At 71.6% G+C, this 23438-nt stretch carries 18 protein-coding genes; 11 read left to right on the forward strand and 7 right to left on the reverse strand.

Annotated elements, in window-relative coordinates:
- Positions 1-172 precede the first annotated feature (172 nt).
- Entirely contained in the window at positions 173-3310 is a 3138-nt protein-coding gene (gene ileS / locus EV284_RS15755) for an isoleucine--tRNA ligase (RefSeq protein WP_130334399.1), read from the reverse strand.
- 550 nt (positions 3311-3860) lie between these two features.
- On the opposite strand from ileS, the gene EV284_RS15760 reads away from it, so the two are divergent.
- From EV284_RS15760 to EV284_RS15780, 5 genes are all read left to right on the forward strand, one after another.
- Positions 3861-4859, forward strand: a complete 999-nt coding sequence (locus EV284_RS15760; protein ID WP_130334401.1) for a TraR/DksA family transcriptional regulator — start codon at positions 3861-3863, stop codon at positions 4857-4859.
- Between the two features lie 79 nt (positions 4860-4938).
- On the forward strand, positions 4939-5511 hold the full coding sequence (gene lspA, locus EV284_RS15765) for a signal peptidase II (protein WP_130334403.1): 573 nt from the start codon (positions 4939-4941) through the stop codon (positions 5509-5511).
- A 67-nt stretch (positions 5512-5578) separates the two neighbouring features.
- Positions 5579-6523, forward strand: coding sequence for an RluA family pseudouridine synthase (locus EV284_RS15770; protein ID WP_130334405.1), 945 nt, complete (start codon positions 5579-5581; stop codon positions 6521-6523).
- Positions 6520-6996 carry a GNAT family N-acetyltransferase gene (locus tag EV284_RS15775; RefSeq protein WP_130334407.1) on the forward strand — a complete coding sequence of 159 codons (477 nt, stop codon included), beginning with the start codon at positions 6520-6522 and terminating at the stop codon, positions 6994-6996. Before EV284_RS15770 ends, EV284_RS15775 begins: the two co-directional genes overlap by 4 nt.
- A 95-nt stretch (positions 6997-7091) precedes the next feature.
- Positions 7092-8678: a Na+/H+ antiporter gene (locus tag EV284_RS15780; RefSeq protein ID WP_130334409.1), complete on the forward strand. Its 1587-nt coding sequence runs from the start codon at positions 7092-7094 to the stop codon at positions 8676-8678.
- 24 nt (positions 8679-8702) lie between these two features.
- Here EV284_RS15780 and EV284_RS15785 read toward each other — a convergent pair whose 3' ends face one another.
- Entirely contained in the window at positions 8703-9809 is a 1107-nt protein-coding gene (locus tag EV284_RS15785) for a mechanosensitive ion channel domain-containing protein (protein ID WP_130334411.1), read from the reverse strand.
- 113 nt (positions 9810-9922) lie between these two features.
- Here EV284_RS15785 and EV284_RS15790 point away from each other — a divergent pair, with 113 nt between their 5' ends.
- Positions 9923-10492, forward strand: a complete 570-nt coding sequence (locus EV284_RS15790; protein WP_130334413.1) for a dienelactone hydrolase family protein — start codon at positions 9923-9925, stop codon at positions 10490-10492.
- 4 nt (positions 10493-10496) lie between these two features.
- Here EV284_RS15790 and EV284_RS15795 read toward each other — a convergent pair whose 3' ends face one another.
- From EV284_RS15795 to EV284_RS15810, 4 genes are all read right to left on the reverse strand, one after another.
- Positions 10497-12167, reverse strand: a complete 1671-nt coding sequence (locus EV284_RS15795) for an alkaline phosphatase D family protein (RefSeq protein ID WP_130334415.1) — start codon at positions 12165-12167, stop codon at positions 10497-10499.
- Positions 12168-12259: 92 nt separating this feature from the next.
- On the reverse strand, positions 12260-13084 hold the full coding sequence (locus EV284_RS15800; protein WP_130334417.1) for a thioredoxin domain-containing protein: 825 nt from the start codon (positions 13082-13084) through the stop codon (positions 12260-12262).
- Between the two features lie 92 nt (positions 13085-13176).
- Complete coding sequence (locus tag EV284_RS15805; RefSeq protein ID WP_130334419.1) at positions 13177-13869, reverse strand: hypothetical protein; 693 nt, start codon at positions 13867-13869, stop codon at positions 13177-13179.
- A 58-nt stretch (positions 13870-13927) separates the two neighbouring features.
- The gene (locus EV284_RS15810) at positions 13928-15256 is read right to left on the reverse strand and encodes a DUF2252 domain-containing protein (protein ID WP_130334421.1); all 1329 of its coding nucleotides are present in this window, start codon (positions 15254-15256) and stop codon (positions 13928-13930) included.
- 208 nt (positions 15257-15464) lie between these two features.
- Between EV284_RS15810 and dnaE the strand changes: the two genes are divergently transcribed.
- Positions 15465-19004 (forward strand): DNA polymerase III subunit alpha, encoded by a 3540-nt coding sequence (gene dnaE, locus EV284_RS15815; protein WP_130334423.1) that lies wholly within the window; start codon positions 15465-15467, stop codon positions 19002-19004.
- 110 nt (positions 19005-19114) lie between these two features.
- Here the strand turns inward: dnaE and EV284_RS32690 are convergent, their stop codons facing one another.
- Entirely contained in the window at positions 19115-19288 is a 174-nt protein-coding gene (locus EV284_RS32690; RefSeq protein ID WP_165425532.1) for a hypothetical protein, read from the reverse strand.
- A gap of 225 nt (positions 19289-19513) precedes the next feature.
- On the opposite strand from EV284_RS32690, the gene EV284_RS15820 reads away from it, so the two are divergent.
- The 4 genes from EV284_RS15820 to EV284_RS15835 all read left to right on the forward strand — a co-directional run bounded on the left by EV284_RS15820 (position 19514) and on the right by EV284_RS15835 (position 23434).
- Positions 19514-20731 (forward strand): NYN domain-containing protein, encoded by a 1218-nt coding sequence (locus EV284_RS15820; protein ID WP_130334425.1) that lies wholly within the window; start codon positions 19514-19516, stop codon positions 20729-20731.
- A gap of 79 nt (positions 20732-20810) precedes the next feature.
- Positions 20811-21824 carry an ABC transporter ATP-binding protein gene (locus EV284_RS15825; RefSeq protein ID WP_130334427.1) on the forward strand — a complete coding sequence of 338 codons (1014 nt, stop codon included), beginning with the start codon at positions 20811-20813 and terminating at the stop codon, positions 21822-21824.
- Positions 21825-21900: 76 nt separating this feature from the next.
- Positions 21901-22722 carry an ABC transporter permease gene (locus EV284_RS15830; RefSeq protein WP_130334429.1) on the forward strand — a complete coding sequence of 274 codons (822 nt, stop codon included), beginning with the start codon at positions 21901-21903 and terminating at the stop codon, positions 22720-22722.
- Positions 22723-22756: 34 nt separating this feature from the next.
- Positions 22757-23434, forward strand: a complete 678-nt coding sequence (locus EV284_RS15835) for an AAA family ATPase (protein WP_130334431.1) — start codon at positions 22757-22759, stop codon at positions 23432-23434.
- The last annotated feature ends 4 nt before the right edge of the window (positions 23435-23438 follow it).

Genomic DNA, 23438 nt, shown 5'->3' on the forward strand with positions numbered 1-23438 from the left:
CCGGGGGCCGCCCTGTTTTACGCGTGTTGAGCAGGGTTGCCGACACGGCCGACGGGGCGCGTGCCCACCCCAGGTGCGCGGGGAACCGCGCGACCGGCCACCGCGCGGCCGCAGCCGGAAACACGACGGCGGCCACCCCGTACAGGGCGGCCGCCGTCGATCCGGCAGAGCCTTACGCCTTGCGCAGACGGAACGTCAGGGACAGCCCCTCGTCCACGAAAGCCTCGCCGAAGCCCTCGTCCCCCTCGCCCTGGGCGAAGTCCGTGGAGAGGACCTCCTCCGCGATGAGCCCCGAGTGCTCGGACAGCGCGGCGGCCACCGCGGGGTCGGTGGCCGACCACCGCAGAGCGATCCGGTCCGCCACATCGAGCCCGCTGTTCTTCCGCGCCTCCTGGATCAGCCGGATGGCATCCCGCGCGAGCCCCGCCTGCCGCAGCTCCTCCGTGATCTCCAGATCCAGCGCCACCGTCGCACCGGAGTCGGAAGCCACCGACCAGCCCTCACGCGGCGTCTCGGTGATGATCACCTCGTCCGGTGCGAGGGCGACCTGCTCCCCGTCGACCTCCACCGAAGCCGTGCCCTCGCGCAGCGCGAGCGACAGGGCGGCGGCGTCGGCCGCGGCGACCGCCTTGGCCACGTCCTGCACCCGCTTGCCGAACCGCTTGCCCAGCGCGCGGAAGTTGGCCTTGGCGGTGGTGTCCACCAGCGAGCCGCCGACCTCGGACAGCGAGGCCAGGGACTCGACGTTCAGCTCCTCGGTGATCTGCGCGCGCAGCTCCGCGCCGAGGGTGTCGAAGCCGGCCGCGCCGACCAGCGCGCGGGACAGCGGCTGTCGCGTCTTCACGCCCGACTCGGCACGCGTGGCGCGGCCCAGCTCCACCAGCCGCCGCACCAGCACCATCCGCTTCGACAGCTCCGGGTCGATCGCCGACAGGTCGGCCTCCGGCCAGGTGGAGAGGTGGACCGACTCCGGTGCGTCCGGGGTGACCGGGACGATCAGGTCCTGCCAGACCCGCTCGGCGATGAACGGGGTGATGGGCGCCATGAGCTGGGTGACCGTCTCGACCACCTCGTGCAGCGTGCGCAGCGCGGCCTTGTCGCCCTGCCAGAACCGGCGGCGCGAGCGGCGCACGTACCAGTTGGACAGGTCGTCCACGAACGCGGAGAGCAGCTTGCCGGCGCGCTGGGTGTCGTACGCCTCCAGCGCCTTGGTCACCTGGTCGGTGAGGGCGTGGAGTTCGGAGAGCAGCCAGCGGTCCAGCAGCGGACGGTCGGCCGGGGCCGGGTCCGCCTCGCTGGGGGCCCAGCCGGAGGTGCGGGCGTAGAGGGCCTGGAAGGCGACCGTGTTCCAGTACGTGAGAAGCGTCTTGCGGACGACCTCCTGGATGGTGCCGTGGCCGACCCGGCGGGCCGCCCAGGGGGAGCCGCCGGCCGCCATGAACCAGCGCACCGCGTCCGCGCCGTGCTGGTCCATCAGCGGGATGGGCTCCAGGGTGTTGCCCAGGTGCTTGGACATCTTGCGGCCGTCCTCGGCGAGGATGTGGCCGAGGCACACGACGTTCTCGTAGGAGGACTCGTCGAACACCAGGGTGCCGATCGCCATCAGGGTGTAGAACCAGCCGCGGGTCTGGTCGATGGCCTCGGAGATGAACTGCGCCGGGTACCGGCTCTCGAACAGTTCCTTGTTCTTGTGCGGGTAGCCCCACTGAGCGAACGGCATCGAGCCCGAGTCGTACCAGGCGTCGATGACCTCGGGCACGCGCGTGGCGGTGTCGCCGCACTGCGGGCAGGGGAAGGTCACCGCGTCGATGTACGGGCGGTGCGGGTCCAGGCCCGACTGGTCGGTGCCGGTCAGCTCGCTCAGCTCGGCGCGCGAACCGACGACCGTGAGGTGGTCGTTGTCGCAGGACCACACGGGCAGCGGGGTGCCCCAGTAGCGGTTGCGGGAGAGCGCCCAGTCGATGTTGTTGCTCAGCCAGTCGCCGAAGCGGCCGTGCTTGACGGTCTCCGGGAACCAGTTGGTGCCCTCGTTCTCCGCGAGCATCCGGTCCTTGACGGCGGTGGTGCGGATGTACCAGGACGGCTGGGCGTAGTACAGCAGCGCGGTGTGGCAGCGCCAGCAGTGCGGGTAGCTGTGCTCGTAGGGCAGGTGGCGGAAGAGCAGGCCGCGCTCGCGCAGGTCCTCGGTGAGCTGCTCGTCGGCCTTCTTGAAGAAGACGCCGCCGACCAGCGGGACGTCCTCCTCGAAGGTGCCGTCGGGGCGGACCGGGTTGATCACCGGCAGACCGTAGGCGCGGCAGACCTTGAGGTCGTCCTCACCGAAGGCGGGGGACTGGTGGACCAGACCGGTGCCGTCCTCGGTGGTGACGTAGTCGGCGTTGACCACGTAGTGCGCGGGCTCCGGGAACTCCACCAGCTCGAACGGGCGCTGGTAGGTCCAGCGCTCCATCTCGGCGCCGGTGAAGGACCGGCCGGTGGGCTCCCAGCCCTCGCCGAGGGCCTTGGCGAGCAGCGGCTCGGCGACGACGACCTTCTCGGTGCCGTCGGTGGCGACGACGTACGTGACGTCGGGGTGGGCGGCGACCGCCGTGTTGGACACCAGGGTCCACGGGGTCGTCGTCCACACCAGCAGGGACGCCTCGCCGGCGAGCGGGCCGGAGGTCAGGGGGAAGCGGACGTAGACGGAGGGGTCGACGACCGTCTCGTAGCCCTGGGCCAGCTCGTGGTCGGAGAGGCCGGTGCCGCAGCGGGGGCACCAGGGGGCGACGCGGTGGTCCTGGACGAGCAGGCCCTTGTCGAAGATCTGCTTCAGCGACCACCAGACCGAGTCGATGTACTCGGGGTCCATCGTGCGGTACGGGTCCTCGAGGTCCGTCCAGTACCCCATGCGGGTCGTCAGCTCGGCGAAGGCGTCCGTGTGCCGGGTCACCGACTCGCGGCACTTGGCGTTGAACTCGGCGATGCCGTACGCCTCGATGTCCTTCTTGCCGGAGAAGCCCAGCTCCTTCTCCACGGCCAGCTCGACCGGCAGGCCGTGGCAGTCCCAGCCGGCCTTGCGGCCGACGTGGTAACCGCGCATGGTGCGGAAGCGGGGGAAGACGTCCTTGAAGACGCGGGCCTCGATGTGGTGGGCGCCCGGCATGCCGTTCGCGGTCGGCGGGCCCTCGTAGAACACCCACTCGGGGCGGCCCTCGGACTGCTCCAGGGTCTTGGCGAAGATCTTCTGGTCGCGCCAGAAGTCGAGCACGGCGTGCTCAAGCGCGGGCAGGTCGACCTGGGCGGGCACCTGGCGGTACGTCGGCGCTGTCATCTGCGAGCATCCTCCAACGGAACTTGCTGCCTTCCGTCGGAGGGACGAGAGCGTTCTTCCTGTTGACGCCGTGTGCGGCGCGCTCCCGCGGTACCACCCTCCTTGGCCCGCCACCGGGGTCCGTCCGGCGGTGAGCCCCCTCATTGGGGTCGCGAAGCCGGTTCTACTCGCCCCGAGGGGCTTTCCTCCGGCGGCTCCGGGGTGATCTTCACATCGCGCTCGCCACCGGGCTTCCACCGACCCCGGCTCGCTCTGGGCTGCGTTACGACGCTACTCGTCCCCATCCACGCTTCTCGCTCCGCCCAGTGTACGGCGCCGGGCGGAGGGCGGCCGACCGCTTTTACGGTCCGGGGGCCGTGACCCGAACGGCGGCGGGGGCGGAGTGACGGGTTACGGGCCGGGGAGCTGGGCACAACGGATGCAGGTCCGCTGCGCGGGGGGCGCGGGGCGGGCGAAGCGGGCGGCGTGCCCCGTTGCCGTGGGACCCAAGTCGATTTATCGTCCCAGCACGATTCGCCTGCAATCTCACATATGTGAAGGGGTCCCGGCCATGGTGGCGAAGAAGACCTCCGGCGGTTCGGCGGAAAGGGGGAGCGGGCGGCCCGGGAAGGCGGACAAGGCCGTCGACAGGGGCGCCGCCGAGAAGAGGGCAGCAGGTGAGAAGCGTGTGTCCGCCGCGAAGAAGACGACCAGGGCCAAGAGGGCGTCCGCCGAGCGGACGGCCGGTGAGAAGACGGGCGGCGAGACGGTGACTCCAGGGAAGACGGCAGCCAAGGCCACCGCCGCCGAGGCGGCCACCCCGCAGGGCACGACGGCCGACAGCACGGCGCCAGGGAAGACGGCGGCGAAGAAAACTGCCGCCGGCAAGACCGCCGCCCGGAAGACGGCCTCCGGGACCACTGCCGCGAAGACGCCCGCCAAGAAGCTCGCCGCCAAGAAGACGGCAGGCAAGAAGGCGGTCGCCAAGAAGACCGCCACCAAGAAGACCGCGGCCCGCAAGGCACCCGCGAAGAAGACGGTCGCCGAGAAGGCGGCCGGGACTAGCACGGCCGAGGAGACGGGAGCCACGAGGGTGGTTGCGAAGAAGACTTCTGGCACGGCCACGGCGGAGGACGGGGCCCTGCCGGGCACGCGCCTGGCCGCCGCGGAACCCGGCGACCTGGCCGTACGTCCCGGCGAGGACCCCTGGACCCCCGAGGAGGTCGCCGAGGCGCGCGCCGAACTGGCCGCCGAGGCGGACCGGCTCCGCACCGAGATCTCCACCTCGGAGGCGTCGCTGGTCGGCATGATGCGCGACTCGGCGGACGGCGCCGGTGACGACGAGGCCGACACCGGCAGCAAGAACATCACCCGCGAGCACGAGCTGGCGCTGGCCGCCAACGCGCGCGAGATGCTCAGCCAGACGGAGCGCGCCCTGGAACGGATGGACGCGGGCACCTACGGCCTGTGCGAGAACTGCGGCAACCCCATCGGCAAGGCCCGCATGCAGGCGTTCCCGCGGGCCACCCTGTGCGTGGAGTGCAAGCAGAAGCAGGAGCGCCGCTCCTGACCTCCGGGTCCGCTCTCCGCCGCCGCCGGGGGCGTGCCGTACTCTCTCCTCAGTCAGGCACCTAGGTTGAGGGACTCACGTGGCAGAGGCGGAGCGCATCATCGGTACGCCGGACACTCCGGAGGACAGTGGAGAGCGGGCGAGCGCCACCGCCCCCCGGACCGGGCGAGGACGCCGGATCGCCGTGCTCTTCGCGGTGGCCGCGTTCGCCTACGCCCTCGACCTCGGCAGCAAGCTGCTGGTGGTGGCGAAGCTGGAGCACCACGCCCCGATCCAGTTGGCCGGTGACCTCCTGGAGCTGCACGCCATCCGCAACCCCGGCGCCGCCTTCGGCTTCGGCGCTGCCTTCACGATCATCTTCACGGTGATCGCCGTCGCCGTGATCGTGGTGATCGTCCGGCTCTCCCGCAAGCTCTACAGCTTCCCCTGGGCCGTCGCGCTCGGCCTGCTGCTCGGCGGCGCCCTCGGCAACCTCACCGACCGGATCTTCCGCGCCCCCGGCGTCTTCCAGGGCGAGGTCGTCGACTTCATCGCGCCCCGCGGCTTCGCCGTGTTCAACCTGGCGGACTCCGCGATCGTGTGCGGCGGCATCCTGATCGTGCTGCTCTCCTTCCGCGGCCTGGACCCGGACGGCACCGTCCACAAGGACTGACGGCCCCCGGCACCGCTTTTCCACAGGCTCGGTCGGTGCCTTCCGGACCGTCCGTCATACTCGACGGGTGAGCACGTTTCCCGAGATCCGAACCCTGCCCGTGCCCGACGGCCTGGAGGGCGAGCGCGTCGACGCCGCCATCTCCCGAATGTTCGGCTTCTCCCGCACGAAGGCGGCCGAGCTGGCCGCGGCCGGCAAGGTCCAGGTCGACGGCGCCGTGGTCGGCAAGTCCGAGCGCGTGCACGGCGGCGCCTGGCTGGAGGTGGAGATGCCCCAGGCACCCGCCCCCGTGCAGATCGTCGCCGAGCCGGTCGAGGGCATGGAGATCGTGTACGACGACGACGACGTGGTCGTGATCGTCAAGCCCGTCGGCGTGGCCGCGCACCCCTCGCCCGGCTGGACCGGCACCACCGTCATCGGCGGTCTCGCCGCCGCCGGGTACCGGATCTCCACCTCCGGCGCCGCCGAGCGCCAGGGCATCGTGCACCGGCTGGACGTGGGCACCTCCGGCCTGATGGTGGTCGCCAAGTCCGAGCGGGCCTACACCTCGCTCAAGCGCCAGTTCAAGGAGCGCACGGTCGACAAGCGCTACCACACCCTGGTCCAGGGCCACCCGGACCCCACGAGCGGCACGATCGACGCCCCCATCGGCCGCCACCCCCAGCACGACTACAAGTGGGCCGTCACCGCCGAGGGCAAGCCCTCGGTGACGCACTACGACCTCATCGAGGCGTTCCGCTCCGCCTCCCTGCTGGACGTGAAGCTGGAGACCGGCCGCACCCACCAGATCCGCGTCCACATGGCCGCCCACCGCCACCCCTGCGTCGGCGACCTGACCTACGGCGCCGACCCCACGCTGGCCAAGCGCCTCAAGCTGGAGCGCCAGTGGCTGCACGCGGTCCGGCTCGGCTTCGAGCACCCGGCGGACGGCCAGTGGGTCGAGTTCGCGAGCGACTACCCCGAGGACCTCAGCCGCGCCCTCGACCGGGTGCGCGAGGAGACGTACGCGTGAGCACGCCGTACACCGTCCGGGTCGCCGAGGACCCCGCCGACCGCGAGGCGTGCTTCGCGGTCCGCAAGGAGGTCTTCGTCGGCGAGCAGGGCGTACCGCAGGACATCGAGTACGACAGCCACGACGCCACGGCCCTGCACGTGCTGGCCGTCGGCGAGGATGGCACACCGCTGGGCACCGGTCGGCTGCTGCACGGCGAGGCGGCCGCGGGCAAGACCGGCCAGGACGCTTCGGTGGGCTCGCTGGGCCGGCTCGCGGTGACCCGGCGGGCGCGCGGCCTCGGCGTCGGCGCGGCCCTGGTGGGGGCCATTGAGGGCGCGGCCCGGGACCTCGGCCTCAGCGCCGTCGACCTGCACGCCCAGACCCGGGCCCTCGGTTTCTACGAGCGGCTCGGCTACACCGCGTACGGCCCGGAGTTCCAGGACGCCGGGATCGCGCACCGGGCGATGCGCCGCCCCCTCGGACCCGCGTAGGACTGCCGTACGAGGGCGGGCCGCTGACCGGCCTTTTCCGGCCGGCGTGGCAGGCTGGGGGTTCGCGGTGATCGTTTACCTCCGGAGCGCGCTACGTGGATCAGCTGGCCCTGTTGTTCGTGATCCTGCTGGCCGCCCTGGTGAGCGTGCCGGTGGGCGAGTACCTGAACCTCCCCGCGCCGGTGCTGATGACGGTGTTCGGCGGGGTGCTGGCCGTGCTGCCCTTCGTGCCCAACGTCGACATCCCGCCCGACCTGATCCTGCCCGCCCTGCTCCCCCCGCTGCTCTACGCGGCCGTACGGCGCACCTCCTGGCGGCAGTTCACGGCGAACATCCGGCCGATCTTCCTGCTGGCCGTCGCCCTGGTCTTCGTGACCACGATCTGCGTGGCCGCGGTCGCGCACGCCATAGTGCCGGGCCTGCCGGTCGCCGCCGCCGTCGCGCTGGGCGCGCTGATCGCCCCGCCGGACCCGGTCGCCGCGACCGCGGTCGCCGGTCAACTGGGCCTGCCGCGCCGCCTGGTGTCCATCCTGGAGGGCGAGGGGCTGTTCAACGACGTCACCGCGATCGTGCTCTACCACGTGGCCATCGCCGCCGCGATCAGCGGCGAGTTCTCGCCCTGGGAGGCCGGCCTCGACCTGGTGCTCTCCGCGGTCGTCGCCGTCGTCATCGGCCTCGTGCTCGGCTGGGGCGCCAACAAGCTGATGTCCCTGCTGGGTGACGCCACCCTCCAGATCGGCCTCTCCCTGCTGGTGCCGTACGCCTCCTACGTGCTCGCCGAGGAGCTGCACGGCTCGGGCGTGCTCGCGGTGCTCACCACCGCCCTGTTCCTCTCCGAGTACGCCACCGACGCCGACGACGTGATGACCCGGCTGGCCGGGCACACCTTCTGGGACATCATCGACACCCTCGTCACCGGCGTCGCCTTCGGGCTGATCGGCCTCGAACTGCACAACGCGGTGCGCACCGCCGCCGGCCGCTGGGGCGAGCTGCTCGGCTGGGCGGCGGCGGTCGCGGCCGTGGTGATCCTGGTCCGCCTCCTCTGGCTGCTGCCGGCGACCTGGCTGACCAAACGGCTGCACGCCCGGCGGGACATCGACGAGGAGATCCCGGTCGGCTGGCGTGAGACCGTGGTGATGTGGTGGTCCGGGATGCGCGGGGTGGCCTCGGTCGCGCTGGCCCTCGCCATCCCGCTCACCACCGAGGACGGCAGGCCCTTCCCGGACCGGGACATCATCGTCTTCATCGCCTTCGGGGTGATCATCGCCACCCTCGTGCTCCAGGGGCTCACCCTGCCCTCGCTGGTGCGCAGGCTCGGCGTGCGGGCCGACTCCGAGCGCGAGAAGGACTTCGAGAAGGAGCTGGCGGTCCGCGCGACCAAAGCGGCGCGTCGCAAGCTGCGGGAGATCGAGCAGGTCGAGGACCTCCCCGAGGAACTCTCCGAGCAGATGCTCCGGCGCGCCTTCGACATCGGCATCCGCATCAGCCCCGACATGGGCGAGGAGGAGCGCCGGGAGGCCCACCAGAAGCGGGCCCGGCGCCTGAAGCGGGTGCGGCAGATCCAGTCGGAGATGATGAGCGCCGCCCGCCACGAGGTGCTCGCGGCGCGCAGCGAGCCGGGGGCGGACCCGGAGATCGTGGACCGGGTGCTGCGCCATCTCGACGTACGCAGCCTCCGCTGAGCCGCCCCGGCTCCTCCGGGGCCGCTAGAACCGGCCGGTGCGCGGGAAGTCGTACGCCTTGCGCAGGGTGGACCGGTCCGGGGAGGGGATCTGGTACGGGGCCTTGACCGCGTCGGAGGTGTTGACGCGGGGGAGCGCGTACGGGTGCTCGGCGGAGAGCCAGGCGATGAGCTGCTCGCGGACCGTGACCCGGACCGTCCAGATGTCGTCCGCGTCCTTCGCGGTCACCAGGGCGCGCACCTCAATGGTGTTCGGGGTCGTGTCGGTCACCACCAGGCCGTAGGCGCGTCCGTCCCAGGCGGGGCAGTGGCGCAGGATGTCGCGGAGCTTCTCCCGCATCGCCTCCACCGGCGCGCTGTGGTCGAGGTACCAGAAGACGGTGCCGGTCATCTGCGGGGTGCCGCGCGACCAGTTCTCGAACGGGCGCGAGGTGAAGTAGGAGACCGGCATGGTGATCCGGCGCTCGTCCCAGGTGCGTACCGTCAGGAAGGTCAGGGTGATCTCCTCGACGGTGCCCCACTCGCCGTCCACCACCACGGTGTCGCCGATGCGCACCATGTCGCCGAAGGCGATCTGCAGCCCGGCGAACAGGTTGGCCAGCGTCGACTGGGCCGCGACACCGGCCACGATGCCGAGGATGCCGGCCGAGGCCAGCAGCGAGGCGCCGGCCGCGCGCATCTCCGGGAACGTCAGCAGCATCGCCGCCACCGCGACCACCCCGACGGTGGCCGACACCACCCGCATGATCAGTGTGACCTGGGTGCGCACCCGGCGTACCCGCGCGGGGTCCCGGTGCATCCGGGCGTACCGGCTGTAGGAGGTCTCCACGACGGCGCCCGCGATGCCGATGACGAGCCAGGCGGTCGAGCCGATGAGCACCAGGGTCAGGGCCTGGCCGATGCCGACCCGGTGGTCGCGCAGCCACGGCACCTGGGCGTAGGTCCCTCTGAGCAGGGCGGCGAGCAGGACGAGCTGGTAAGGGATGCGGCAACGGCGCAGCAGGTCCCACAGCGGGGTCTCGCCGTGCCGTTCGTCGGCCTTGCGCAGCAGCAGATCGGTGGCCCAGCCGAGCAGCACGGTGAGCGCGACGGCACCGCCGACCACGGCCAGGGGCCGGATGACGTTCTCCATGAGGGGGAACGTAACCGCGTGGCGGCGGCATGAACCTGTGTGTTCGGTCTCCCACTGGGTAGACGGGCCGCGCCGGTAACGCCCTGACCTGGTGCGGCTGGCACCATGGGGGCATGAACATCATGCTCTTTCACTCGGCCTACGGGCTCACCCCCGCGGTGCGCGACGCGGCGGACCGGCTGCGCGCGGCCGGGCACGAGGTGTGGACGCCGGACCTCTTCGAGGGCCGCACCTTCGACTCGGTCGAGGAAGGCATGGAGTACCAGCAGTCCCTGGGCAAGGAGGAGCTGCTCAAGCGGGCCGTGCTGGCCGTCGCCCCCTACTCCGACCGCGGGCTCGTCTACTCGGGGTTCTCGCTCGGCGCCTCGATCGCGCAGACCCTGGCGCTCGGCGACGACAAGGCACGTGGGCTGCTGCTTCTCCAGGGCACCTCGGACATCGCGCCGAACGCCTTCACGGACGAGCTGCCGGTGCAGTTGCACGTGGCCGAGCCGGACCCGTTCGAGACGGACGACTGGCTGAGTGCCTGGTACCTCCAGATGGGCCGTACCGGCGCGGACGTGGAGGTCTACCGCTACCCCGGCGCCGGTCACCTCTACATGGACCGCGACCTGCCCGACTACGACGCCGAGGCCGCCGAGGCCACCTGGCGGGTGGCGCTCGGCTTCCTGGAGAGCCTGTGAGCCGCTAGACCGGCGTGTAGCTCCGCTCCACCTTCTGCGTCCCGCTGCGGGTGCGGTACGAACGCGCCCACGCCGACGTGGCGTCCGGGCTCGTACGGTCGGAGATCACGTAGTAGTCCATCTGCGCGCGCTCGGCGGTGATGTCGAGCACGCCGTAGCCGTGGCGGTCGGTGTCGACCCAGTGGACGTGCCGGTTGGCGGCCTGGATGACCGGCGCGGCGACGGCGGAGACGGTGCCCTGGGGAACCTTCACGATGTCGTCGAGGTTGTCCGAGGTGAGCGAGGTGACCACGAACTCGGTGGCCGCCGACGCCGACAGCGGGTAGGTGCCCGCGTCGTAGGGCACGTCGTTGGCCCACGCCATGTGGATGTCTCCGGTGAGGAAGACGGTGTTGCCGATGGCGTTGGCCTTGAGGTGGGCCAGGAGTTCGCGCCGGTCGTCGGTGTAGCCGTCCCACTGGTCGGTGTTGACGGCGATGCCCTCCTGCGGCAGCCCGAGCAGCTTGGCCAGCGGCCGCAGCAGATCGGCGGAGAGCGCGCCCACCGCGAACGGCGAGATCATCACCGAGTTGCCGACCAGCCGCCACTTGGTGTCCGACGCCGCCAACCCGGCCTTCAGCCAGTCCAGTTGGGCCCGCCCGGTGACCGTGCGGTCCGGGTCGTCCACCGACCCGGAGGCGGTCGCCGCCTGCTGGGAGCGGAACGAGCGCAGGTCCAGCAGGGACAGATCGGCCAGCTTGCCGAAGCGCAGCCTGCGGTAGGTGGTGCCCGCGACGGCCGGGCGGACCGGCATCCACTCGAAGTACGCCTGCTTCGCGGCCGCCTGACGGGCCGCCCACGCGCCCTCGGCGCCCTCGGTGTGGTTGGCCGCGCCGCCCGACCAGGCGTTGTCCGCGAACTCGTGGTCGTCCCAGATCGCGACGACCGGCGCGGCCAGGTGCAGCGCCTGGAGGTCGGGGTCGGTCTTGTACGTGGCGTGCCGTATCCGGTAGTCGGCCAGGGTGAGGATCTCGTGCGCGGGGGAGTGCGGGCGCACCACGGTGCCCCGCGTGCCGTACTCGCCGGTGCCGTACTCGTAGATGTAGTCGCCCAGGTGCAGCCAGGCGTCCAGGTCGCCGCGGGCCGCGAGGTGGCGGTAGGGGCTGAAGTAGCCCGCCTCCCAGTTGGCGCAGGAGACCACGCCGAAGCGCAGCCCCGGTACGGCCGCGTCGGCCGCGGGCGCGGTGCGGGTGCGGGCCACCGGGGACTCGGCGCCGCCGCTGGTGAAGCGGAACCAGTAGTCGGTGCCCGGCTGAAGACCCCGGATGTCGGCCTTCACGGTGTGGTCGGTGGCCGCCGAGGCAGTGGTGGAGCCGGTCGCGACGACGTCGGTGAACGCCTTGTCGCGGGCGACGGCCCAGCCGACCTCGGTGTCCGGGCCGATCCCGGAGCCGGGCAGCGCCTCGGGCACGGGGGTCACCCGGGTCCAGAGCAGGACGCCGTCGGGCAGCGGGTCGCCGGAGGCGACGCCGTGCCGGAAGACGGGGGCCGCGGTGGCGGCGCGCGCCGGGAGCGCCGCGGCGAGCGGCCCGGCCAGGACGGCGCCGGCCGCCGCGGCCTTGACGACCGTACGGCGGCTGGGCGCAAGGGTGTTGCGGGCCGGTACGGCCTCGAGCGATCTGTGGGGTCTGGTCACGGCCGATCAGGTTACTGATCGGTATGGCGAAAGAGCGGGCGAACGCCGAAAGTTCGCCCGCTCTTCACGCCGTGCCCCTCGGTGCCGGGGGCTCAGCCCTTGAGGGCCTTGGTGATCGCGGTGACGTACTCGCCCTGCGTCATCGGCGCGTTCTGGCCGTCGGAGCCGGTGACCTTCTTGCCGTCCATCAGCAGTGTCGGCGTCCCCTGGAAGTCGTACTTCTTGCCGTCGGTGTTGAACTTGTCGCTCATCACCAGCGCCCACTTGTCGTAGGTGCCGTCCTTCACGGCCTTCTGGAAGGAGGCGTTGCCCTTGAGCGCGGGCACCGTGTCCGCCACCTTGATCAGGTAGTCGTCGCTCTTGAACTTGTCGTCCTGCTCGTCGGGGTGGTACTTCGCCGAGTACAGCGCCGCCTTGTACTTCAGGAACGCCTCCGGGTCGATGTTCAGCGCCGCGCCGAGCGCGCTGAGCGCGTTCTTGGAGCCCTCGCCCGGGCTGTTGGTGTCGATGAAGGTCGCGCCGACGTACTGGATCTTGTACTTGCCGTCCGCGACGTCCTTGTCCACCGTGGCGCCGGACGCCTGCTCGAACTGGGCGCAGACCGGGCAGCGCGGGTCCTCGTACATCGTGAGGGTCTTCTTCGCGGTGTCCTTGCCGATGACGACCGTCGTGCCGTCCTTGCCCGTGGTGTGGGCGGGCTTGACCAGGGGGGCCTTCTCCGCCGCCTCCCAGCCGCTCGGCTTGTTGTTCTGGACGACCGCGTAACCTATGCCGCCCGCGGCGGCGAGGACCGCCACCACCGACAGGCCGACGATCGCCTGGCGCTTCACCTTGTCCCGCTTGGCCTGGCGCTCGCGCTCCTCGCGCAGCCGCTCACGCGCCGCCGTCTTCGCCGCCTGGGTGTTCCGCTTGCTCATGTTGGTGATCTCCATAGGGGACGCGCACATGCCGTACCCGAGGTACGTGTGTGCGGGATATGTGTGGGGAACGGGGTCGTGCCCGGTGTCGCTCAGGGGTGGGCGAGCGCGGGGGAGCACGGCGGTCCGCGCCGTCCCAGGGAGTGCGCGAGGAGCAGGGCGGTCCGCGCGGCGGCCGGACGTGGCGCCGGGCCAGGCGTCCGGCGGGCCGGGGCCGGCCGGACCGCACCGGCGGCCACCGCCAGCAGCAGCGGCCGGAACGTGGTCGCGGCGACGGCCCGGACCAGCGCGGCCAGGGCCCGCTCGCCCCGGCGCAGCCAGGCGGCGGCCAGCAGCCCCACCCCGATGTGCGCGGCGAGCAGCAGCCAGGAGGCGGCCGGGTCGGGGTGCGCGAGCAGCGCGCCCGCGCGGTCCGGGGAGCCGGGCACACGGGCCAGCGGGCCGCCCATGGCGCCGCCCCGGCACAGCAGGTCCAGGCCCACCGCGTGCAGCGGACCGGTGACCGGGCCGCCGGCCCGGCCGTAGCAGGCGTGCTGGCCGGTGGTGAACATGGTGTCGGCGGCCAGCTCCAGCGGGACCAGCAGGGCCGCGATCGAGCCGAAGCCGCGCTCCCGGCCCGCCAGCGCGTACGCGGCGGTGAACACCCCGGCGGCGACCGTGAGGACGGCCGCCACCGGCAGTGGGGACCGGGACAGCAGCACGTGCGACGCGGTGCTGAGCGTCACGGTGAAGGCCGTGAACAGCGCCGCGCGCACGGCTCTGAGCTGGGTCCCGGATATGTCCATAGCGAGAGGAGAGTGTGTCACGGACCGCTGTGAGACACCCGTAAAGGGTGTGCGCCGGTCACAGCCCCGGAATCCGGCCGTTGCGGAACAGGTCCAGGAACGTCTGGTGGTCGGCGCGGGCCCGGGCGCCGTAGCTGTGCGCGAAGTCCACCAGCAGGGGCGCGAACCCCTCCTCGTCGCCCGCGATGGCGGCGTCGATGGCCCGCTCGGTGGAGAACGGCACCAGGGACTCGCCCGAGGTGGTCTCGTCCGCCGCCGCGTGCATGGTGGCCGTGGCCCGGCCGAGGTCGGCGACGACGGCCGCGATCTCCTCCGGGTCGTCGATGTCGCTCCAGTCCAGATCGACCGCGTACGGCGAGATCTCGGCGACCAGCTGGCCCGCGCCGTCCAGCTCGGTCCAGCCCAGCCACGGGTCGGCGTGCGCCTGCAGGGCGCGCTGGGAGATCACCGTGCGGTGGCCCTCGTGCTGGAAGTAACCGGCGATGGCCGGGTCCGTGATGTGCCGGGAGACGGCCGGGGTCTGCGCCTGCTTGATGTAGATCACCACATCGTTCTCCAGCGCGTCCGTCGCCCCCTCCAGCAGGATGTTGTACGAGGGCAGCCCGGCCGAGCCGATCCCGATGCCCCGCCGGCCCACGACGTCCTTGACCCGGTAGGACTCCGGGCGGGCCAGCGAGGTGTCCGGGAGCGTCTCCAGATAGCCGTCGAAGGCGGCCAGCACCTTGTACCGGGTGGCCGCGTCCAGCTCGACCGAGCCGCCGCCCGGCGCGAACCGGCGCTCGAAGTCGCGGATCTCCGTCATCGACTCCAGCAGCCCGAACCGGGTCAGCGAGCGGGCGTCCCGCAGCGCGTCCAGCAGCGGGCCCTGGGCGGTGTCCAGCGTGAAGGGCGGCACCTCGTCGTCCTTGGCGCCGGTGGCCAGGGCGCGGACGCGCTCGCGGTAGGCGACCGCGTAGACGGTCACCAGCTCGGTGATCTGCTCGTCGCTGAGCGCCTTCGCGTACCCGATCAGCGCGATGGAGGCGGCGAAGCGCTTGAGGTCCCAGGTGAAGGGGCCGACGTACGCCTCGTCGAAGTCGTTGACGTTGAAGACCAGGCGGCCGTTGGAGTCCATGTAGGTGCCGAAGTTCTCGGCGTGCAGGTCGCCGTGCACCCACACCCGCGAGGTGCGCTCGTCCAGGTACGGGCCGCCCCGCTTCTCGGCGTCCAGGTCGTGGTAGAAGAGGCCGGCCGTGCCCCGGTAGAAGGCGAAGGCGCTCGCGGCCATCTTGCGGAACTTCACCCGGAACGCGGCCGGGTCCGCGGCCAGCAGCCGGCCGAAGGCGGTGTCGAAGACGGCGAGGATCTCCTCGCCGCGCTGCTCGTCACTGAGCTGGGAAACCGGCATCGCGGGGTGCCTCCTGGTGCGGGATCGTGCGTGAGGTGAGCGGGAACACGGGAGGAGCCGTACCGCCGCGCCCCCCGTCCACAACGGGCGACGCCGCGCCGGAGTGCCCGGTTCCCACCTGAAGGTACGCGGACCGGGCCCGGCGGTGTCAGTGCCGGGGCATAGACTTCCTCGCTGTCCCCTTCTTGTTCATCCGGAGGCCGAAACCGTGTCGAAGCCGCCCTTCACGCACCTGCACGTCCACACCCAGTACTCGCTGCTGGACGGTGCCGCGCGGCTCAAGGACATGTTCAACGCCTGCAACGAGATGGGCATGACGCACATCGCCATGTCCGACCACGGCAACCTGCACGGGGCGTACGACTTCTTCCACTCCGCGAAGAAGGCCGGGATCACCCCGATCATCGGGATCGAGGCGTATGTCGCCCCCGAGTCCCGGCGCAACAAGCGCAAGATCCAGTGGGGCCAGCCGCACCAGAAGCGGGACGACGTCTCCGGCTCCGGCGGTTACACCCACAAGACGATGTGGGCGGTGAACAAGACCGGCCTGCACAACATCTTCCGGCTGTCCTCCGACGCGTACGCCGAGGGCTGGCTGCAGAAGTGGCCCCGGATGGACAAGGAGACCATCTCCAAGTGGTCCGAGGGGATCGTGGCCTCCACCGGCTGCCCCTCCGGCGAGGTGCAGACCCGCCTCCGGCTCGGTCAGTTCGACGAGGCCCTCAAGGCCGCCTCCGACTACCAGGACATCTTCGGCAAGGACCGGTACTTCCTGGAGCTGATGGACCACGGCATCGACATCGAGCACCGGGTCCGCGACGGCCTGCTGGAGATCGGCAAGAAGCTCGGCATCCCCCCGCTGGTCACCAACGACTCGCACTACACCTACGCGCACGAGGCGGCCGCCCACGACGCCCTGCTGTGCATCCAGACCGGCAAGAACCTCTCCGAGCCCGGCCGCTTCAAGTTCGACGGCACCGGCTACTACCTGAAGTCCACGGACGAGATGTACGCCATCGACTCCTCCGACGCCTGGCAGGAGGGCTGCGCCAACACCCTCCTGGTCGCGGAGATGGTCGACACCACGGGCATGTTCGAGGCCAAGAACCTCATGCCCAAGTTCGACATCCCGGACGGCTACACCGAGGTCACCTGGTTCAAGGAGGAGGTGCGCCGCGGCATGGAGCGCCGCTTCCCCGGCGGCATCCCCGAGGACCGGCAGAAGCAGGCCGAGTACGAGATGGACGTCATCATCTCGATGGGCTTCCCCGGCTACTTCCTCGTGGTCGCCGACTTCATCATGTGGGCCAAGAACAACGGCATCGCGGTCGGCCCCGGCCGAGGCTCCGCGGCCGGTTCGATCGTCGCCTACGCCATGGGCATCACCGACCTCGACCCGATCCCGCACGGCCTGATCTTCGAGCGGTTCCTCAACCCCGAGCGCATCTCGATGCCCGATGTCGACATCGACTTCGACGAGCGCAGGCGCGTCGAGGTGATCCGGTACGTGACCGAGAAGTACGGCGCCGACAAGGTCGCCATGATCGGCACCTACGGCACCATCAAGGCCAAGAACGCGATCAAGGACTCCGCGCGCGTGCTGGGCTACCCGTACGCGATGGGCGACCGGATCACCAAGGCCATGCCCGCCGACGTCCTCGGCAAGGGCATCAACATCGACGGCATCACCAACCCCGAGCACCCCCGTTACTCGGAGGCGGGCGAGGTCCGGTCGATGTACGAGAACGAACCGGACGTGAAGAAGGTCATCGACACCGCGCGCGGTGTGGAGGGCCTGGTCCGGCAGATGGGTGTGCACGCCGCCGGCGTGATCATGTCCAGCGAGACCATCACCGAGCACGTCCCGGTGTGGGTGAGGCACACCGACGGCGTGACCATCACCCAGTGGGACTACCCGAGCTGTGAGTCGCTCGGCCTGCTGAAGATGGACTTCCTGGGCCTGCGCAACCTCACGATCATGGACGACGCCGTCAAGATGGTGAAGGCCAACAAGGGGATCGACATCGATCTCCTGAGCCTTCCGCTCGACGACCCCAAGACCTTCGAGCTGCTCCAGCGCGGCGACACCCTCGGCGTCTTCCAGTTCGACGGCGGCCCCATGCGCTCCCTGCTGCGCCTGATGAAGCCGGACAACTTCGAGGACATCTCCGCCGTCTCGGCCCTGTACCGGCCGGGCCCGATGGGCATGAACTCCCACACCAACTACGCCCTGCGCAAGAACGGGCAGCAGGACATCACGCCGATCCACCCGGAGCTGGAGGAGCCGCTCCGGGAGGTCCTGGACGTCACCCACGGCCTGATCGTGTACCAGGAGCAGGTGCAGAAGGCCGCCCAGATCATCGCGGGCTACTCGCTCGGCGAGGCCGACATCCTCCGCCGCGTGATGGGCAAGAAGAAGCCCGAGGAACTGGCGAAGAACTTCGTCCTGTTCCAGAAGGGCGCCCGCGACAAGGGCTTCAGCGACGAGGCCATCCAGGCGCTGTGGGACGTGCTGGTCCCGTTCGCCGGATACGCCTTCAACAAGGCGCACTCCGCCGCGTACGGCCTGGTGTCCTACTGGACCGCCTATCTGAAGGCCAACTACCCGGCCGAGTACATGGCCGGCCTGCTGACCTCGGTCAAGGACGACAAGGACAAGTCGGCGGTCTACCTCAACGAGTGCCGCCGCATGGGCATCAAGGTGCTCCCGCCGAACGTCAACGAGTCGGAGTCCAACTTCGCCGCCCAGGGCGACGACGTGATCCTCTTCGGCCTCTCCGCGGTGCGCAACGTGGGCACCAACGTGGTCGAGGCGATCATCCGGGGCCGCAAGACCAAGGGGAAGTACCTCTCCTTCCCGGACTACCTCGACAAGGTCGAGGCGGTCGCCTGCAACAAGCGCACCACCGAGTCGCTGATCAAGGCCGGCGCCTTCGACTCGATGAACCACACCCGCAAGGGCCTCACCGCGCAGTACGAGCCGATGATCGACAACGTGGTCGCGGTCAAGCGCAAGGAGGCCGAGGGGCAGTTCGACCTCTTCGGCGGCATGGGCGACGACGCCGGCGACGAGCCCGGCTTCGGACTGGACGTCCAGTTCACCGACGAGGAGTGGGAGAAGACCTACCTCCTCGCCCAGGAGCGGGAGATGCTCGGCCTCTACGTCTCCGACCACCCGCTCTTCGGCCTGGAGCACGTGCTCTCCGACAAGGCCGACGCGGGCATCTCCCAGCTGACCGGCGGCGAGCACTCCGACGGCGCGGTGGTGACCATCGGCGGCATCATCTCCGGCCTCCAGCGCAAGATGACCAAGCAGGGCAACGCCTGGGCCATCGCCACCGTGGAGGACCTCGCGGGCTCCATCGAGTGCATGTTCTTCCCGGCGACCTACCAGCTCGTCTCGACCCAACTCGTCGAGGACGCCGTGGTGTTCGTCAAGGGCCGGCTCGACAAGCGGGAGGACGTGCCCCGGCTGGTCGCCATGGAGCTCCAGGTGCCCGACCTGTCCAACGCGGGCACCAACGCGCCCGTGGTGCTGACCATCCCGGCGGTCCGGGTCACCCCGCCGATGATCAGCCGCCTCGGCGAGATCCTCACCCACCACAAGGGCGACAGCGAGGTCCGCATCAAGCTCCAGGGCCCGCGCAAGACCACCGTGCTGCGCCTGGACCGGCACCGGGTCAAGCCCGACCCCGCCCTCTACGGCGACCTGAAGGTCCTGCTCGGCCCGTCCTGTCTGACCGGCTGACCCCGGCGGCAGGCGGAGCGAGGCGATACGCAGAGCAAAAGGGGCGCACCCCGCTGGGGCGCGCCCCTTTTTGTATGCCCGCTGCGGGCTCAAAGGCCCACGGGCGAGATTCAGTTGTGGCCGAAGCGCTTGTTCTGCTTGCGGGTGTAGTCCTGCTGGCCGCCCGCGATCTGGGCGGTGGCCTCCTGCGCCTCGGGGGCCTGCTCGCCCGAGCGCTGGGACTGCTCGGTCTGGGAAGCGCGGTTCTTCGGGCCGGTCTGCTTGCGGTTCTTGTTCTTGGCCATGGGGATCTGCCTCCTGAAGGGGGTCTAGGGGCCAGGGCCAAAATTAGATTCACATACGCTGACATCAAGCGCATGTCGGATAATTACCGTGTGTGACAGGGCTGATGGGGACACGGGCTCCCGAAACGCCACGCCGAAGATCGAGTTCCGGCCGTTAACCCCCGCGCGGTCGGGCAGACTCGAAGGAACGCCGAAGCAATACCTCCCGGAAAGAGGGTGAGTCGCGTGGACCGCTGCATCGTCCTGGTGGACGCCGGGTATCTGCTGGGAGCCGCCGCGAGCCTCCTCGCCGGTGAGCCCTCGCGGTCCCGGATCATCGTCGACCACACCGCGCTCATCCAGGCGCTGCGCGAACGCGCAGAGTCCGAGACCGGGCGCCCGCTGCTGCGCATCTACTGGTTCGACGGCGCCCCCGACCGGGTCCCCCAGCCGGAGCACCGCAGGCTCAGGGTGATGCCCCGCGTGACCGTCCGGCTCGGCGCCCTGACCAGAAGCGACGGCCGCTGGGCGCAGAAGGGCGTCGACGCGGCCATGCACGCCGAGCTGACGGAGCTGGCCCGCAACCGCGCCTGCTCCGACATCGTCCTCGTCACCGGCGACGGCGATCTGCTGCCCGGCATGATGGCGGCCAAGGAACACGGCGTCGCCGTCCACCTCTGGGCCGTGCAGGCCGCCGACGGGGACTACAACCAGTCCGAGGACCTCGTCGCCGAGGCCGACGAACGGCGCGTGCTGGACCGCGCCTGGATCATCAAGGCGGTCCGCGCCAAGGAACTCACCGGCGTCTGCGCCCCGCCCCCGGCACCGCGCCCCGAGATCGCCGCGATCCTCTCCGCCCCGCTCCCCGAGTCGGCACCCTCCGGCCGCGAACGCACCACCGGGGACGACGCGCACCGCTCCGCCGCCCCTGCCGCGGAGAACGGCGCCCAGGACCGGGCCGCCGCCCACAAGGGCGTCCCCACCCCCAAGGACCTGGCCGCGCTGCGCGCTTCCGGTGCCCCGACGGCGCAGGCTCCCACGAGCGCCACCCTGCGCTGGTCCTCCGACAAGGGCTGGGTGGACCGGCCGGGCACCCCCGCCGAGCCGCCGGAGGTGGCCGCCATGCCGACCCTGGCCCAGCTCACCACCGCCGAGCAGCGCTGGGCGGACCGCGAGGAGGACATCACCACGGTCGGCGGCGACCCGTACGAGGTCGGCCAGGTGTTCGCCCGCCGCTGGATGGCCCGGCTCGGCGACCAGGGCCACCTCCAGCGGCTGTCCTCGATGTACCCCCGCATCCCGCACCGCATCGACGGCGAGCTGCTGCGCTACGCGGCCCGCTTCGGCCTGCTCGCCCACAAGGACGACCAGATCGACGAGCACGACCGCTACGCCATCCGGGCGGGGTTCTGGCGGGAGTTCGACGTCCCGGCCGCGGCGGAGAACGCCACCGCCGGGGAGTGAACGCGCCCTGACCGGCGGATGCCGAGATGAGGTGCCCCAAAGGCGAGTAAAGGGGCCGCACCGCGTAGTCTCGTCCCTCGTGACCACGCGCGCGGGAGAGCCACTCAGGTACGACGACGTCGTACGCGTGCGCGCGCTCAGCAAGACCTATCCGCCCGTCAAGGGGCGGCGCGGCGCGGCCGGGGCGCCCGAGATCCGGGCCACCGACCAGGTGACCCTGGACGTGCGGCACGGCGAGATCTTCGGGCTGCTCGGCCCGAACGGCGCGGGCAAGTCCACCCTGGTCCGCCAGCTCACCGGGCTGCTGCGCCCCGACTCCGGCAGCGTCGAGATCCTGGGCCACGACATCGTGCGCCATCCCGAGCGGGCCGCCCGCATCCTCGCCTACCTGGGCCAGGAGTCCTCCGCGCTGGACGAGCTGACCGTCGCCCTCGCCGCCGAGACCACCGGCCGGCTGCGCGGCCTGGAGGCACGCGCCGCCCGCGCCGAACGCGACGCCGTACTGGACGAGCTGGGCCTCGCCCCGATCGCCGGACGTCCGCTGAAGAAGCTCTCCGGCGGCCAGCGGCGGCTCGCCTGCCTGGCCGCCGCCCTGGTGGGCGCCCGCCCCCTGCTGGTGCTGGACGAGCCGACCACCGGCATGGACCCGGTGGCCCGGCGCGCGGTCTGGGCCGCCGTCGACCGGCGCCGGGCCGAGCAGGGCGCCACCGTGCTGCTGGTCACCCACAACGTCATCGAGGCCGAGACCGTCCTCGACCGGGTCGCCGTGCTCGACGAGGGCCGGGTGATCGCCTGCGACACCCCGGCCGGCCTCAAGGAGCGGGTCTCCGGCGAGGTCCGGGTCGAGCTGGTCTGGCGGGAGCGCGCGCCGCTGGAGGTGCCCGAGGTCGCCGTGCTGCGCGAGCGGGCCGTGGAGGCCGGGCGCCGCTGGACGCTGCGGCTCGCCCCCGAGGAGGCGCGGGCCGCCGTCGCCACCGTCACCGGCGGGGCCGCCTTCGCCGCGCTGGACGACTTCACCCTCGCCACGCCGAGCCTGGAGGACGTCTACCTCGCTCTCGGCGGGGCGGCCCGGCAGGGGCTGGTGAAGGCGTGAGCGCGGTCGGAATCGCATCCGTATGGTCCCTCGGGGACGTCCGTCCGGCCGCCGTCGGGAAGAGGAGCAGCGCGTCGTGAGTGTCGTACCCGCCGAGGTCCTGCCGGGCGCCGCGAGGAGCGTGCCGGGGCAGACGCGGCGCGCGGCCGAACTGGGGCCGCCCGTGCGGCTGTGGCCGTCGCTGGCCGCCGTCTACCGGGCCCAGCTGTCGCGGGCCCGGGTGGCGCGCATCCCGCTGCTGTTCGTGGCGACCTTCCAGTCGGTCGGCATCGCCGTGATGATGCGGGGCGTCGTGGACAGCGGGCCCGAGGCGCAGGCCGTGGTCGCCGGGTCCTCGGTGCTGGTCGTCGCCTACGTGGCGCTGAACCTGCTGTCGCAGTACTTCGGCCAGTTGCGCGCCAGCGGCGGCCTCGACCACTACGCCACGCTGCCGGTGCCGCCGGCCGCCGTGGTGCTGGGCGCGGCGGCCGCGTACGCCTCCTTCACCGTGCCGGGGACGCTGGTCACCGCGGTCGTGGGCTGCGCGCTGTTCGGGCTGCCGCTGTCCAATCTGTGGGTGCTGCTGGCGGTGATCCCGCTGGCCGGTGCCGCGCTGTCCGGGCTCGGCGCCGCCTGCGGGCTGCTCGCCCCGCGCCCCGAACTCGCCACGCTCCTCGGCCAGCTGGGCATGTCGGCCGCGCTGCTGCTCGGCGTGCTGCCCGCCGACCGGATGCCCGGCGTCGTGCGCTTCGCCCGCGACCTGCTGCCCTCGACCTACGGGGTGGAGGCGTACGCGCACACCTTCGGCCCGGACCCCGACTGGGCGGTGGTCCTCGCTGACCTGGGCGTGTGCGCGGGCGTCGGAGTGATCTCGCTGGCCGTGGCGACCCGCGCCTACCGCAGGGCCGCCGTCCGGTGACGCGGCGCGCTACGCGACCTGGCACGATGTCAGGGTGACCGCACCGCTGACTCCGCCCCCGCCGCCGCACGACGACTTCGCGCATCAGCACCGAGGGGGCCCCTCGGGCGGGACACCGGTCGCGGACCCGTACGGACAGGACGGCCCCGGTATGAAGACCGAAGTACGCGAAGCCGTCGTCGTGGCCGTGGCGGTGGCCCTCTCCGGGGTGCTGCTGGGGCTGCTGTGGTGGTGGCTGGCCCCGCACGTGCCGCTCGTCGGCGAGGAGACCGACCGGAGCTGGGTGGTCTATCTCAAGGACACCGAGGGCGAGCAGGCGGCCGGGGTGGACGGCACCTTCGCCCTGCTGGGCCTGGCGTTCGGCCTGGTCAGCGCGGTCCTCGTGTTCCTGCTGCGGCGGCGCGGGGGCGTGCCGCTGGTGGTGGGCCTCGGTGCCGGCGGGCTGCTCGCCTCGCTGCTGGCCTGGCGGCTCGGGGTCTGGCTGGGCCCGACCTCGGACGTCATCGCGCACGCCAAGGCGGTCGGCGCCGGTGTCACCTTCCCGGCCCCGCTCCGGCTCGGCGCCAAGGGCGCCCTGCTGGCCTGGCCGCTGGGCGCGCTCCTGGTCCACCTGGGCCTGACGGCCCTCTTCGGCCCCCGCGACCCCGACCCGTACGAGCAGGGCCCCTACGGCCACGGGCCGCAGGGCCCGTACGGGACGCCGCCCGCGTAAGGGG

The sequence above is a fragment of the Streptomyces sp. BK022 genome (assembly GCF_004217355.1).
In the GTDB taxonomy this organism is placed as follows: domain Bacteria; phylum Actinomycetota; class Actinomycetes; order Streptomycetales; family Streptomycetaceae; genus Streptomyces; species Streptomyces griseoluteus.

Bases quoted from the DNA above. Each gene is read 5' to 3' on its own strand.
- ileS (WP_130334399.1), bottom strand. From the start codon at position 3,310: ATGACAGCGCCGACGTACCGCCAGGTGCCCGCCCAGGTCGACCTGCCC.
- EV284_RS15760 (WP_130334401.1), top strand. From the start codon at position 3,861: ATGGTGGCGAAGAAGACCTCCGGCGGTTCGGCGGAAAGGGGGAGCGGG.
- EV284_RS15785 (WP_130334411.1), bottom strand. From the start codon at position 9,809: ATGGAGAACGTCATCCGGCCCCTGGCCGTGGTCGGCGGTGCCGTCGCG.
- EV284_RS15790 (WP_130334413.1), top strand. From the start codon at position 9,923: ATGAACATCATGCTCTTTCACTCGGCCTACGGGCTCACCCCCGCGGTG.
- EV284_RS15800 (WP_130334417.1), bottom strand. From the start codon at position 13,084: ATGAGCAAGCGGAACACCCAGGCGGCGAAGACGGCGGCGCGTGAGCGG.
- EV284_RS15805 (WP_130334419.1), bottom strand. From the start codon at position 13,869: ATGGACATATCCGGGACCCAGCTCAGAGCCGTGCGCGCGGCGCTGTTC.
- EV284_RS15810 (WP_130334421.1), bottom strand. From the start codon at position 15,256: ATGCCGGTTTCCCAGCTCAGTGACGAGCAGCGCGGCGAGGAGATCCTC.
- EV284_RS32690 (WP_165425532.1), bottom strand. From the start codon at position 19,288: ATGGCCAAGAACAAGAACCGCAAGCAGACCGGCCCGAAGAACCGCGCT.